Source organism: Flavobacterium sp. IMCC34518, assembly GCF_027111095.2.
In the GTDB taxonomy this organism is placed as follows: Bacteria; Bacteroidota; Bacteroidia; order Flavobacteriales; family Flavobacteriaceae; genus Flavobacterium; species Flavobacterium praedii.
The window spans coordinates 2,208,121-2,221,435 of the sequence record NZ_CP114284.2 but is presented as its reverse complement, the minus strand read 5'-3'; the positions used below and the strand labels follow the sequence as shown (position 1 = coordinate 2,221,435).

13 protein-coding genes are annotated in these 13,315 nt (G+C 32.3%); 5 read left to right on the top strand and 8 right to left on the bottom strand.

Annotated features, from left to right (window positions below; translation table 11 throughout):
- Positions 1-154 precede the first annotated feature (154 nt).
- The 3 genes from OZP06_RS09380 to OZP06_RS09370 form a co-directional block, all read right to left on the bottom strand.
- Positions 155-1,474: a porin gene (locus OZP06_RS09380; RefSeq protein WP_281323636.1), complete on the bottom strand. Its 1,320-nt coding sequence runs from the start codon at positions 1,472-1,474 to the stop codon at positions 155-157.
- A 183-nt stretch (positions 1,475-1,657) separates the two neighbouring features.
- The gene (locus OZP06_RS09375; RefSeq protein WP_269221635.1) at positions 1,658-2,749 is read right to left on the bottom strand and encodes an ATP-binding protein; all 1,092 of its coding nucleotides are present in this window, start codon (positions 2,747-2,749) and stop codon (positions 1,658-1,660) included.
- Positions 2,750-2,815: 66 nt separating this feature from the next.
- Positions 2,816-3,499 (bottom strand): response regulator transcription factor, encoded by a 684-nt coding sequence (locus OZP06_RS09370; protein WP_269221634.1) that lies wholly within the window; start codon positions 3,497-3,499, stop codon positions 2,816-2,818.
- Positions 3,500-3,737: 238 nt separating this feature from the next.
- On the opposite strand from OZP06_RS09370, the gene OZP06_RS09365 reads away from it, so the two are divergent.
- The 4 genes from OZP06_RS09365 to OZP06_RS09350 all read left to right on the top strand — a co-directional run bounded on the left by OZP06_RS09365 (position 3,738) and on the right by OZP06_RS09350 (position 9,769).
- Positions 3,738-6,542 carry a TonB-dependent receptor gene (locus OZP06_RS09365; RefSeq protein WP_269221633.1) on the top strand — a complete coding sequence of 935 codons (2,805 nt, stop codon included), beginning with the start codon at positions 3,738-3,740 and terminating at the stop codon, positions 6,540-6,542.
- Between the two features lie 452 nt (positions 6,543-6,994).
- The gene (locus tag OZP06_RS09360) at positions 6,995-8,185 is read left to right on the top strand and encodes a hypothetical protein (protein ID WP_269221632.1); all 1,191 of its coding nucleotides are present in this window, start codon (positions 6,995-6,997) and stop codon (positions 8,183-8,185) included.
- Between the two features lie 100 nt (positions 8,186-8,285).
- Positions 8,286-8,624, top strand: coding sequence for a T9SS type A sorting domain-containing protein (locus tag OZP06_RS09355; protein WP_269221631.1), 339 nt, complete (start codon positions 8,286-8,288; stop codon positions 8,622-8,624).
- A 131-nt stretch (positions 8,625-8,755) separates the two neighbouring features.
- A complete protein-coding gene (locus OZP06_RS09350) occupies positions 8,756-9,769 on the top strand; it encodes an acyl transferase (protein ID WP_269221630.1) in 1,014 nt (337 codons plus the stop codon).
- On the opposite strand, the gene OZP06_RS09345 is transcribed toward OZP06_RS09350, so the two are convergent.
- The 4 genes from OZP06_RS09345 to tyrS all read right to left on the bottom strand — a co-directional run bounded on the left by OZP06_RS09345 (position 9,766) and on the right by tyrS (position 11,701).
- The gene (locus OZP06_RS09345) at positions 9,766-9,858 is read right to left on the bottom strand and encodes a hypothetical protein (RefSeq protein ID WP_269221629.1); all 93 of its coding nucleotides are present in this window, start codon (positions 9,856-9,858) and stop codon (positions 9,766-9,768) included. The genes OZP06_RS09350 and OZP06_RS09345 overlap by 4 nt on opposite strands.
- Before the next feature lie 9 nt (positions 9,859-9,867).
- The gene (locus OZP06_RS09340) at positions 9,868-10,020 is read right to left on the bottom strand and encodes a hypothetical protein (RefSeq protein WP_269221628.1); all 153 of its coding nucleotides are present in this window, start codon (positions 10,018-10,020) and stop codon (positions 9,868-9,870) included.
- On the bottom strand, positions 10,020-10,211 hold the full coding sequence (locus OZP06_RS09335) for a hypothetical protein (RefSeq protein ID WP_269221627.1): 192 nt from the start codon (positions 10,209-10,211) through the stop codon (positions 10,020-10,022). The genes OZP06_RS09340 and OZP06_RS09335 overlap by 1 nt, the downstream gene beginning before the upstream one ends.
- Before the next feature lie 197 nt (positions 10,212-10,408).
- A complete protein-coding gene (gene tyrS / locus OZP06_RS09330; RefSeq protein WP_281323635.1) occupies positions 10,409-11,701 on the bottom strand; it encodes a tyrosine--tRNA ligase in 1,293 nt (430 codons plus the stop codon).
- A 124-nt stretch (positions 11,702-11,825) separates the two neighbouring features.
- Between tyrS and OZP06_RS09325 the strand changes: the two genes are divergently transcribed.
- Positions 11,826-12,815 (top strand): NAD-dependent epimerase/dehydratase family protein, encoded by a 990-nt coding sequence (locus tag OZP06_RS09325; protein WP_269221626.1) that lies wholly within the window; start codon positions 11,826-11,828, stop codon positions 12,813-12,815.
- Here the strand turns inward: OZP06_RS09325 and OZP06_RS09320 are convergent, their stop codons facing one another.
- On the bottom strand, positions 12,816-13,313 hold the full coding sequence (locus OZP06_RS09320; RefSeq protein ID WP_269221625.1) for a DUF4296 domain-containing protein: 498 nt from the start codon (positions 13,311-13,313) through the stop codon (positions 12,816-12,818).
- Between the last annotated feature and the right edge of the window lie 2 nt (positions 13,314-13,315).

Here is a 13,315-nt window from a genome sequence, read left to right as displayed (position 1 = left end):
TTTTTTTGTAGTGTTAAGTCTTTATGAAAAATATTACTTTCTTATTTTTAGACTATTAATAAGAAATAATGTAAAATTTAAGGCCCTCTTTTTTTGCAATAAAAATGCTAACGATTAGCTATTATTCGCAACTAATATTAATAATTTATCTATACTAAAAATTAAATTGCACCTGTAATCTTAGTAAATTCCCTTGTTGTCTATTATCTTTTTTGGCACTATCTTCAAACGTTCGATCGGCTATGACCCATTCTGCAACAATTTCAAAAGCTTTAAATGGTTGCCATTCTAATCCAAATTCATAATCTCTTACAATATAACTTCTTGCGTCCTTTTCGAATTTCTTCCCACCATCATAATATTGAAATTTAGCAAAAGGATAAAGAAATTGATTTTTAGGCAAATCCCATTTATAATTCAAAGTCACATATCCGCCCTGTAAATCATCAGACTTTACTGAATTCGTGATTTTATCATAACGTGGTCCTTTACCAATATTATATTCCGTTTGAATACCAAAAGGTTTTGGATAAAGAACAAAACTAACTGCAGCACGCTTATCAACAACATAATCTTTGTTTAACAATGTAGTAACGCCAGATGAAATTTCATTTGTAAAAGACCATTTACCAGTATACGCTTGCAGACCTGGCTCGATAATTTGATTACCAACTACAAAGGGATACGTTACCCTAGCTACAACATGTAAATCTCTGTTGGCTTCTGTCTTGTTAAGTGTTTGCCCATTATAAGCTCCAAATGCAAAAACACCATAATCTCCAGAACCTTTGTAACCATCTTTCACTAACATTGCAAAACGTTCTCTAATTTTACTAGGAGCCCAATAAAAGAAAATCCCTAAGTCACGCTCATTAGCTACGGCGCTATTCAAAGCATCATTCCGATCTAAAGTCAATCTATTTTGACTGGATTGTAAATTCTCAAAACCATAAGGAACTTTACTTTGACCAATACGAACTCTATATTCTTTTTTCTTATCAAATGACAAATCAAAATAAGCATCTCTCAGTTGAACAAAATTATTAACACCAGAACCTGGAGAACTGGCAAAATCAGGTTGTATATAAAAAAAAACATTCGGATTTATTTGACCTGAAAAAACCAAACGTGCTCTCCTAATAAAAAAACCATTGTTTGATTTTGCACCTTCCTCTGAAGATGTTGTTCCCCAAGACTTATCACATTGGTCACAAGAAACTTTATCATTAGTAGAGAACAAACCATTATATCTTACTTGTGCATATCCGCGAATCGAGAATTTATCGTACCAATTTTCTTTTTTCTCCTCTGTTTTAGTCTCACTATCGTATAATAACTTATCATTATTGGCTTTCGTTCTGTTTATGGAGTCCATATAGCGGGCAACCGCTTTTGTAATTTGATCATTTGTAACTTCTTGAGCATCAACAAAGCCATAAGTCAATACCATAATTGCAACTATAAATTTTTTCATTTCTATTTGTATGAATATTAATTTAGTGCAAAGTTGATACTCCAATGTTAAGTTAATGTTAACTCAATGTTATGTGGGTGATAATTTAATAGTAACAGATCTTCAGTTTATGCTTTTTTTAAAAAAATATATATTTAACATTCATATTATCAATACCTTATCAAATGACAATAAAAGAAATAATTATTTTACATTACTCTTTAAACCATATTGATCTGTAATAAATGTCTTTTCAAGTGTAAAAGAAAATTCAGAGCCAATTCCAAATTCACTCTCCACATATATTTTTTCTTTATGTGCTTCAATAATATGTTTTACAATCGAAAGTCCTAATCCAGAACCTCCTTCTGATCGAGAACCACTTTTATCCACTCTGTAAAAACGTTCAAAAAGTCTAGGTATATTTTGAGATTCTATACCTTCTCCATTATCCGTAACTCGAATTAATACTTTTTTATTAGTCAAATTCACAATAGAGACTTCCGTTAACCCACCTTCTTTTCCGTATTTTATAGAATTAACAATTAGATTCTCTATAACTTGTTGAATTTTATCTTTGTCACCATTTACCGCAATTGGTCGTATGTTATCATTTTCAAAGGCTAATGTTATTTTCTTCTTATCAGCTTTCATTTCCAACAAATCAAAAACATTTTGAATTAATTTTACAATGTCAAATTGTACGATATCAAGATTCAAATCTCCGGATTCTAATTTGGTGATCATATCCAAATCCTCAACTATATAGATTAATCGTTCAACTCCTTTTTCGGCACGTTTCAAGTATTTTTTTCGAATGGATTTATCGTCCATAGCGCCGTCAATAAGTGTTGATAAATAACCTTGAACAGTAAATAATGGAGTTTTTAGTTCGTGGGAGACATTTCCAAGAAATTCTCTACGGTATTCTTCACGCACTTGGAGCATTTCGATTTCAAGCTTTTTGTCAGTAGCAAACTTTTTAACTTCGCGTGTTAAAGTTTCCATATCTGTAGTGATCGGTTTATTGATAAAAGTACTTGATTCTAACAACGCAACATCATCGTAAATCTTTTTAACCCTTCGATAAATAAATCGTTCTACTCGATATTGCAAAACAAAGAAAGAAAAAACATAAACAAAAAATAAGCAAATAAAACCAAATAAAATAACTCTACTAAAAGACGATTTGAATAGAATCGCTGAAAGTATCATACAAAACCCTGCCACAAATAAACTGATATACAAAGATGATTTTATAGCAAACTTGTAACTTTTTTTAAAATTGACTTTCATTGGTGTTTATTCATGCGAAACTATAAAATTAAAAGAGTTTTAATTTCTTTCAAAATTACTATTTTATTATACTTCAAATTTATAACCTACTCCTTTTATTGTTTTAAAAAAATCATCTCCAATTTTCTCTCTTAATTTCCTAATGTGCACATCAATAGTACGCCCACCTACAACAACATCATTACCCCAAACTTTATCTAAAATCTCTTCCCTTTTGAAAACTTTACCAGGTTTTGAAGCTAATAAGTAAAACAATTCAAACTCTTTTCTTGGCAAAGCAATTTCTAGATTATCTTTTACAATTTTATATTCTTCGCGATTAATTTCTATACCGCCCACATTGATGGTTTCACTATTTTGATCTTGCTCTTTTAATCTTCGCAACAAAGCTTTCACTTTACTGACCAATAATTTAGGCTTAATCGGTTTGGTTATATAGTCATCGGCACCAGCGTCAAATCCTGCAACTTGCGAATAATCTTCGCTTCTTGCGGTCAAAAAAGTAATGATAACATTATTTAGTTCAGGAATTCTCCTTATGTTTTCGCATGCCTCCATTCCGTCCATTTCAGGCATCATGACATCCATTATTATAAGATCGGGCAATTCTTTTTTGGCTTTTTCAATTGCATCTTTACCATTTATAGCAGTAAAAATTTGATATCCTTCTTGTGCTAAATTATAGCCAACAATTTCTAAAATATCTGGTTCATCATCAACCAGAAGAATCTTTGTGTTTCTTTTCTTCATAAAAATAGCAAAAATTAAGTTTTTGTATTGTATCGCATACGCAAAATAGGATACAATGACTTTTATTGCATGGTAAAAGTAATAATAAACTAGTTGCATTAATATAAAAAATTCGGACTTAACTATAATTTAATATGTTAACAATTTCATAATGATTTTGACATGGATTCATAACTAATTGTTAACACTAGGACTAGATTGCTGCCTTTAATTTGCAGAAAATTAAATACTACACAAAATGAAATTAAAATTTCTATTCATTACACTATTTATTTGCGCTCTTGGAATAGCTCAAAACAAAGGCACTATATCGGGAGTTTTATTAGACAAAGATTCTGGAAATCAGTCCTTGCCTTTTGCTAATGTACTTATTAAAGGAACAAAAATTGGCGCTAATACTGATATCGATGGAAAATATACAATTACAATCGCTCCAGGAAATTATACCGTACAATTTAGCTTTCTAGGTTATGAATCAGCAGAAGCTCAAGTAACCGTAGTAGCTAACGAAACAGTAACATTAAACAATTCAATTGGTTCTGGAAGTTACAAACTAAAAGACGTAGTTATTAAATCTAGCGGTGGTCGCGAAAAAGAAACGGCTTTATTATTAGAACAAAAAAACGCAATTGTAATCAAACAAAGTATTGGTGCTCAAGAAATGTCTAGAAAAGGAGTTAGCGATGTTGAGGAAGGACTAACCAAAATAACTGGAATTACAAAAGTAGGCTCAAGAGGATTATTCGTTCGCGGATTGGAAGACCGTTACAATAATTTATTAATCAATGATTTGGCAGCACCTACTAATAATCCTTTTTCAAAAATTGTCCCTTTGGATTTATTTCCGACAAATATTGTCGGGGTAATTGATGTGTACAAAACATTTAATCCAAATATCTATGGAGATTTTGCTGGAGGAACTTTCAACATTCAAACATCAAAAGTAAACAAGAGCGTTACAAAACTGAACCTTGGTTTTGGATACACAACTGGAAACAGCCTTACCGATTTCTTGCTTTCACAAGATGCTGAAACTACAAAAGGATTTATGGGTTTCAATGGAAACGAAAGAGCAATTCCTGGATTTCTTGGAGGAACAGCCACACGAAAAACATTTACAACAGATCAAGCATTAAATTCAGTAAACAATAACAAAGGTTTTAGTGTTAGTGAAGGTAAAAGCCCTCTAAACACGAGTATCAATCTTTTTCATGCTGAGAAATTCAACTTGAATAATAGCAACGTTTTCTCGTATTTACTTTCATTAAATTACGATAATAATTTTTCAATAAGAGAAGGTGTTGATAGAACTATTGATCTAGCGACAACAGGCTCAGAATACATTAATAATTTCATAACTACAGACTATCGTTTCAAAACTACCAATTCAGCATTGATTGGATTGAACTTTAATACAGATAGATTGAAATTATCATTCAACACCATGTATATTAGAACTACTTTAAACTCTATAAAAGATCAATATGGCCAAAACGGTGTTAATACCCCACAAAACACATTTATCCGTACCAATCAATTGGACAAAAGTGATTATCTAAATACACAATTAATAGGTGATTATGCATTAACAAAAGATAAAAATCAAACTATTAAAGCGGGAGTTTCATTCGCTGTTACAAAGTTTGAGCAACCGGATCGTAAATTTTTCTCAGGATATAAAACAGGTAATGATGTGATTAGCACTTCATACGGTGGGAATAATTTCTTACGTCAGTATTTAACCGTTGATGGTAATTCATTTTACTCAACTTTAGTGGAGTATAATTTAAAATTTGGAAACAACGACAAGCAAAATAAATTAACAGTTGGATACAATGGGAATGGGAATACGATGGAATCTTCATACCGATTCGTTGCAAGTGCTGGAAATATTTTTTCTTCAAACATAAATAATGTAGATACTCAAATAACCAGCGACATTTTAGCAAATAATGTGGTTTTTAGCGAAAACTCTAATGCTACTTATAAAGTTAAACTTAACGAAATGGCAAATGCGGGTTATGCAAATGTATTTTTGAAATTTGGAGAAAAATTTGAAGTGAATGGAGGAATCCGATTTGAAAGTGCTATTAAAGAAACACATTACAGAGCATTGGGTTCGTTTGATTCTCCTTTCAAAATATTAAAATATGATAACGCCTATTTTTTACCTTCCTTAAATCTAAAGTATTTACTAACTGAAAGCAGCAACATTCGCTTTGCAGCAAGTAAAACATATACTAAACCAGTTATCATGGAATCCTTTCCAATATCGTTCATCAATGCTGACGGAACTTCAACTCAAGGAAATTCAATTTTAAAAAACAGCGACAATTACAATGCTGACTTAAAATATGAGTTATTCCCAACAGCCAAAGAAATGGTAACTATTGGATTATTTGGAAAACACCTGATCAATCCAATCGAAAAAACGTTCATCTCTAACGCAACAACAGGAACGGTTACTACATTTCTAAATTCTGATAGTGCTAACTTATTTGGAGTAGAAGCTGAATTACTTATTGGATTAAATCGAATTAACGATAACTTAGCGAATTTTTCATGGGGATTAAACGCTACTTTGATGTCGTCAAAAGTTACTGTAAGTCCTATATTTGAATCCATAGATGAAGACGGAAATGTTACTGTAAAACCTTCTATCGAAACACACCAATCAAGATCATTACAGGGAGCATCGGATTGGTTGGTTAATTCGGATTTGAAATACGAATTTAGTTTCAGCAACGACTGGACCAATACTATGTCACTAGTGTATGGTGTTTTTGGAAAAAGAATATATGCAGTAGGTACTAATGGACAAGATAACACTTACGAATTACCTGTTCAACAATTAGATTTTGTTTGGGGAAGTAAAGTATCCGAGCATTTTGATGTGAAATTTACCGCAGATAACTTATTAAATCCATTACGTAAATTAGAATTTGGAAATGATGGCACATTAAAAGTGGCCGAAGCATCATTATTAGCTAATAGTTATAAAAAAGGAATTGGTTTCTCATTAAAACTAGGATACACTTTTTAAATCCAATACCACAATAAATAATCTAAGCTCCGTTTATCGGAGCTTTTTTTATTATATCTATAATCGATTTCTATTAAAAATTAAAATGACTATCCGTTAAACAGACCATGATTGATTTTCTTGATACAGATTATTACAAATTCACATAAATTAATCTGTACCAATTTGTGATTTAAAAATCAGCGAATCCGAAAATAAATAATTAGAATTAAGCTAAATCTGTGTCAAATTAATACATTTAAGCTTTTACCTTTATTTAATGATTCGTGTAAAAACCTTATTGAGATTAGTAGATAACAGTCATAAAAATTAATGACTAAAAAAATGCATTAGTAGATAACATTCTCTTGACATTAACCTCATTTTTTGATAACCGTAAAGTAATATTCACATAACTCCCAACTTGAATTTAGCCTATACATTTGTCAAAAATAAAATCAAATAACAAACTTATGAAAACAAAATTTTTAGCTTTAGCACTTGTAACAGGGTTATTCTTAAATTCATGCTCAAGCAGCGACGATCCAACTCCAGTTACACCTCCTGCTACTGGTGAAATTACTGGTCCAATAACTAAGGACGTTACCTATGCTTATGGAAACTATACTTTGAAAGGAATTGTAAAAATCAACGCTGGTGTTACTGTAACTATTGAAGCAGGATCTACAATCACGATAGACAAAGCAACGGGAGACAATGCTCTAGTTGTTCTAAACGGAGGGAAATTAATCACAAAAGGAACTGCTGATAAACCAGTCGTATTTACAGAAAAATCAAAAATACCAGGATCTTGGGGAGGAATCATTATGTATGGTGATGCTCCTGCAAAAGTAGCTGGTGGTACTACTACATCTACATCAGAAGATGGGAACAACATCTCTTACGGAGGAACAAATGCTACTCACAATGGTGGATCATTAGTCTATACAAGAGTTGAGTATGCTGGTTCAAAATTGGCTGATGGTCAAAAAGAAAACAATGGTTTTACTTTCTATTCAGTAGGTACAGGAACAACTCTGGATCACTTAGTATCATACAAAGGTGCTGATGATGGATACGAATTCTTTGGAGGAACTGTAAGTATGACAAATGCTATTTCTTACGGAAACTACGATGATGCTTTTGACTGGCAAGATGGATGGCAAGGTGCTACCAATACTAACTGGTATGCTTACCAAACTGGTAAAGGTAACTTCGGAATGGAAATCGAAGCTTCTGGAAATGACAACGCATTTGGACCAAAAATCACTAACATTACTCTAAAAAGAGAAGCTACTAATGTGCCTGAAGTTGGAGACAACCAAGTTGATGCTTTCCAATTCAAAAAAGAAGGAAACGGAGAGTACAGCAATATCATCATAGATGGTTATGGTAACTTCACAGATGCAACTAGTAAAATTTTCTATGGAAGTGCAGTAAGAATTCAAGATGATGCTACAAATTTACACCAAGTAAATACATCTAAAATAAAAATTCTAAATGTAAAAATAACAAACACAACAAACTTATTGCCAATCGGAGCAACATCTGCAATAGTTGTAGCATTCCCAGCTGGTACATTTACACAAAGTACTACAGCAACTGGTGCTGCTTTAACAGCTGGTGCTTGGTGTACAGTTGACGGAGTTAATTTGTTGAAATAAAATTAAAACATAGAATTAGTTAAAAATACCTCTCAAAATTGAGAGGTATTTTTTTTTGAATCATTTTTTTTACTACATTTACTGTGAACTTACAAAGCCAATGACAAAAAACTACTTTTATATTACTCTTTTACTGGCCATTTTCTTTATAACTAGTGCAAGTGCACAAGAAAATAAACAACAGCCAAAAACGCAAGAAAACGCTTCAATTGAAGGCTTAAACTTGTACCCTAATCCTGTGACTAATGGCAAAGTATACATTACTTCAAAAAATGATTTAGAAAAAGAAATCATAATTTTTGATGTATTAGGCAAAAAAGTATTACAAACAGTACTAAGCTCAAAAGAATTAAACGTTTCCAATCTTTCCCCTGGAGTTTACATCATAAAGATTATAGAAGAAGGCGCTACAAGCAGTAGAAAACTAATAATAAGGTAATTCATCTAATACAAATCATAAAAGTTTCAATTCCGATTGAAACTTTTTTTTTGTTCTTTGATTTCAAAGCTACAAACATCAAAAAACAAAAAAAGGTTCCAAAATAATAATACCTTTGCATAAAAAAGATCTTGATTACAGTTAGCGACATATTTACGATTTCTAGTCAGAAACAATTTGAAAAAATAGCCTTGAAAGTATTCCGTTTTCAATATGAAAACAATTTGGTATACCAAGAATTTTGTGATTTATTAAAAACGAATCCTCAAAAAGTAAAGTCGTTGCATCAAATTCCTTTTTTACCCATCCAATTTTTCAAAAGCCACAATGTTGTTTCAAACAACAACCCAATAGAAGCCACTTTTACCAGTAGCGGAACTACAAGCCCCCTAACCCCCGAAGGGGGAATACATACAGAAATTGTTAGAAGCAAACATTTAGTAACCGACATTTCCATTTATAAAGAAAGCTATCGCAGAGGATTTTCTCAATTTTATGGCAACATAGAAGATTATGTAGTTTTAGCATTGCTTCCCTCCTATCTAGAAAGAGAAGGCTCTTCCTTGATTTATATGGTGGAAGATTTGATACAACTGACCAACAACACCAATAGTGGCTTCTACCTCAATAATCACGAAGAACTCATTCAAAAACTAATAGAATTAGACCAAGCGGGACAAAATGTAATTCTAATTGGAGTTACTTATGCCTTATTGGATTTAATTGAAAAACAAAATTTTGAACTACAACACACCATTATTATGGAAACGGGTGGTATGAAAGGAAAACGCAAAGAAATGATTCGTGAAGAATTGCACGAGCAACTTTGTAATGGTTTTGGAGTAACAGCAATCCATTCTGAATACGGGATGACAGAATTACTTTCTCAAGCTTATTCGCTAGGAAACGGTGTATTTGAATGCCCTTCTTGGATGCAAATACACATTCGAGACACCGAAGACGCTCTTTCATATTTAAATGACGGCAAAACAGGCGGAATTAACGTCATTGACTTGGCCAACATAAATTCCTGTTCGTTTATTGCCACGCAGGATTTAGGCAAAAAATATCCCAATACCACTTTTGAAGTATTGGGACGTTTTGATAATTCGGATATTCGGGGTTGTAATTTGATGGTGGTTTAATCGTAAATGTCTTTTCTGTGGCCTAAATCAACAACTTCTATTAAAAGAACATCTTCAAATATCTCGTAAATTACTCTATAATCACCCACTCTGATACGTTACCCTTTTCTACCTTTTAGCTTTTTACACCCTTGTGGACGAGGATTTTGGGCTAAATCATAAATTTGCTTTTTAATTAAAGAATAATAAGGCTCGTTAATTTTAATCAAAGCTTTCAAAACTTTGCTTCTAAATTCAATACTATATGCCATTATTTTACTGCTTTCCGCTTTTCTTCAATTATTTTAAAAGCTTCATCAATAGAAATCCTAGCGCCATCATCATCTCTTTTCGCTTCATCATACAATTTTATATCATGCAAATCTTCCAATTGCTCAATCATCTTATTGTATTTCTTTATAGGCAACAAAACTGCGGTCTTGTTCCCTTTTTCGTCTGTCAAAAATTGAGTTCCTATACTATAATTTTTTTAAGTAAAGTTAGAAAACTTTCGAGTTACTAACATACTACCCAATTGAATTTTAGATTTTTTAAAACCATTAAGGCATTAAGGTATGTTAAGTTTTGAGTCTTAATGTACCTTAATGCCTTAATGTTTTTTTTTCGAGCTTAAAATCTGATTAATTTAACACTATAAAATTATTTAACCCTAATCACAAAATAATTTTTCTTACCGCTTTGCAACAATACGAATTGATTGTTAATCAAATCTTTTGTTGTAAACACAAATGTTTCATTTACTTTTTCTCTGTTCACAGAAATAGAATTAGCAGTCAAAGCTCTTCTTGCTTCTCCATTCGATTTAAAAAAACCTGTTTTTTCGTTCAAAACAGTAACAATATCCAGTCCAGCTTCAACTTCAATGCTTGAAATTTCTGCTTGAGGAACTCCATCAAAAACATCTAAAAAAGTAGCTTCATCCAATTGCTTCAGATCATCCGAAGTTGAATTACCAAATAATATATTCGAAGCTTTAATTGCATTTTCTAAATCATCAGTAGAATGTACCATAACCGTAATTTCTTCAGCCAAACGTTTTTGCAACAAACGCAAATGGGGAGCTTCTCTATGTTGATCCGTTAGAACCTCAATTTCCTCTTTTGATAAAAAAGTAAAAATTTTAATGTATTTCTCTGCATCAACATCAGACGTATTTAACCAATATTGGTAAAATTTATACGGTGAGGTTCTGGCTGAATCCAACCATATATTCCCACCTTCTGATTTGCCAAATTTAGTTCCATCTGCTTTAGTAATTAACGGACAAGTCAACGCATACGCTTTTCCACCTGCTATTCTACGTACTAATTCAGTTCCCGTGGTAATGTTCCCCCACTGATCACTTCCACCCATTTGTAGCGTACAATTTTTGTTTTTGTACAAATGCAAAAAGTCGTATCCTTGAACCAATTGATAAGTGAATTCCGTAAATGACATGCCTTCGGCGGACTCAGAAGACAAACGTTTCTTTACTGAATCTTTAGACATCATATAATTTACCGTAATATGCTTTCCAATATCACGAATAAAATCAAGAAAAGAAAAATTCTTCATCCAGTCATAATTATTCACCAATTCGGCAGCATTAGGCGCATTAGACGTAAAATCTAAAAAACGTGCCAATTGTCCTTTTATAGCTTCTTGATTATGGCGTAAGGTCACTTCATCAAGTAAATTTCTTTCGTTCGATTTTCCCGAAGGATCCCCTATCATTCCTGTTGCACCACCCACTAATGCGAATGGTTTGTGTCCTGAAAGTTGAAAATGCTTTAACATCATCACACCTACTAAATGTCCAATATGCAAAGAATCGGCAGTTGGGTCAATCCCCACATACGCCACACGCATTTGTTCCATCAAATGTTCTTCGGTATTAGGCATAACATCATGGAGCATACCTCTCCACGTCACTTCTTCAATAAAATTCTTCATCTTTTTAATCAATTTTCACAAAGATAGCAATTTCAATGGCAATGGCAATTTCAACTACAATTTCAATACTAATTTCAATGGGAATAAATTTTATGGTTTGCACCAAAATGCTATATTTGTAAATATGGTATTAGTAACAGGAGGAACCGGTTTAGTAGGCGCGCATCTTTTAATTCACCTATTAGAAAAGGGAGAAAATGTTCGTGCCATTTATCGAAATTTAGAAAGTATTCAAAAAACAGAAGCATTATTTTCTTTGTATAAAAAGGAAGCACTTTATCAATCCATACAATGGCAACAAGCCGACATATTAGATATCCCCTCCTTAGAAAATGCTTTTGACAATATAGTCCAAGTATATCATTGCGCAGCATTAATTTCTTTTGACCCAAAAGAGGAAGACCTAGTTCGAAAAACCAACATCGAAGGCACAGCCAATATTGTCAATTTTTGCTTGCACAAGAACATAAAAAAACTTTGTCATGTAAGTTCTATTGCTGCTTTAGGAGACTTAGCAGAACACGAGCATATCATTACAGAAGAGACAGAATGGAATCCTGAAAAACCCCATAGCGATTATGCCATTTCGAAATATGGCGCCGAAATGGAAATATGGCGTGGACAACAAGAAGGCCTTGAAGTTGTTATTGTCAATCCTGGAGTTATTATTGGCCCTGGATTTTGGAACCAAGGAAGCGGTGCACTTTTTACGAAAGTAAAAAAAGGATTGCCGTTTTACACAAAAGGATCAACTGGTTTTATTGCTGTTGCCGACGTAGTCTCAATACTATATCAATTGATGGAAAGCCCTATTCACGGAGAACGCTTTACGCTTATTAGTCAGAATATCATTTTTAAAGATTTGCTTTTTTCTATTGCTGATGCCTTAAAAGTCAAAAGACCAAAATACCATGCTACACCATTTATGATAAATACCTTATCAAAATTGGACTGGATTAGCTCAATGCTTTTTGGCCAAAAAAGACAACTTAGCAAAGCTTCGGCCAGATCATCGTATTCAACCGACTTGTATTCTAATGAAAAAATAAAAAACGCCTTGAATATTGAATTCATAGACGTTCCTAATTATATTAAATACATTACAGATTTGTAATTATTTTTCTTTTGCAATCCTTATATTTGCTTTAGCTTTCAATTTGGCAATAGAATCTTTTACTTTTTTCAATTTAAATTCCTTAGCCTTTTTAATAGAATCCTGAGTTTTTTTGAGTTTAGCTTTTTTAATGGCAACCCCATTTTTTAATTCTTTTTTGATTGCCAAATCAAAGACATCTTTTTCTTTTTTCAGACGATCATTCAGTTCATCAAACATTTTTTTGTATTCCCTATAATCCGCAGCATAAAAGGCATTGCTTTTGGCAAACTGCAAACTATCAACCTTGTATTTTTCAAAAATATAGGTTTTAGGATTTATTCCTTTTTGGTATAACACCTCTGAATTTTGATATTTCAAAGCTTCTAAAAGTGCCATATCATAAAGAATATTTCCCATCACTTTTTTGTCAATAAGATTATCCGGTTTTTCGACCAAATCCTTATTACAACTAAAACAGAAGGCAACTAAAGTAAAAAGAAATACTATTTTTTTCATCC

Bases quoted from the DNA above. Each gene is read 5' to 3' on its own strand.
- OZP06_RS09370 (WP_269221634.1), bottom strand. From the start codon at position 3,499: ATGAAGAAAAGAAACACAAAGATTCTTCTGGTTGATGATGAACCAGAT.
- OZP06_RS09380 (WP_281323636.1), bottom strand. From the start codon at position 1,474: ATGAAAAAATTTATAGTTGCAATTATGGTATTGACTTATGGCTTTGTT.
- OZP06_RS09375 (WP_269221635.1), bottom strand. From the start codon at position 2,749: ATGAAAGTCAATTTTAAAAAAAGTTACAAGTTTGCTATAAAATCATCT.
- OZP06_RS09360 (WP_269221632.1), top strand. From the start codon at position 6,995: ATGAAAACAAAATTTTTAGCTTTAGCACTTGTAACAGGGTTATTCTTA.
- OZP06_RS09320 (WP_269221625.1), bottom strand. From the start codon at position 13,313: ATGAAAAAAATAGTATTTCTTTTTACTTTAGTTGCCTTCTGTTTTAGT.
- OZP06_RS09340 (WP_269221628.1), bottom strand. From the start codon at position 10,020: ATGGCATATAGTATTGAATTTAGAAGCAAAGTTTTGAAAGCTTTGATT.
- tyrS (WP_281323635.1), bottom strand. From the start codon at position 11,701: ATGAAGAATTTTATTGAAGAAGTGACGTGGAGAGGTATGCTCCATGAT.
- OZP06_RS09325 (WP_269221626.1), top strand. From the start codon at position 11,826: ATGGTATTAGTAACAGGAGGAACCGGTTTAGTAGGCGCGCATCTTTTA.
- OZP06_RS09355 (WP_269221631.1), top strand. From the start codon at position 8,286: ATGACAAAAAACTACTTTTATATTACTCTTTTACTGGCCATTTTCTTT.
- OZP06_RS09365 (WP_269221633.1), top strand. From the start codon at position 3,738: ATGAAATTAAAATTTCTATTCATTACACTATTTATTTGCGCTCTTGGA.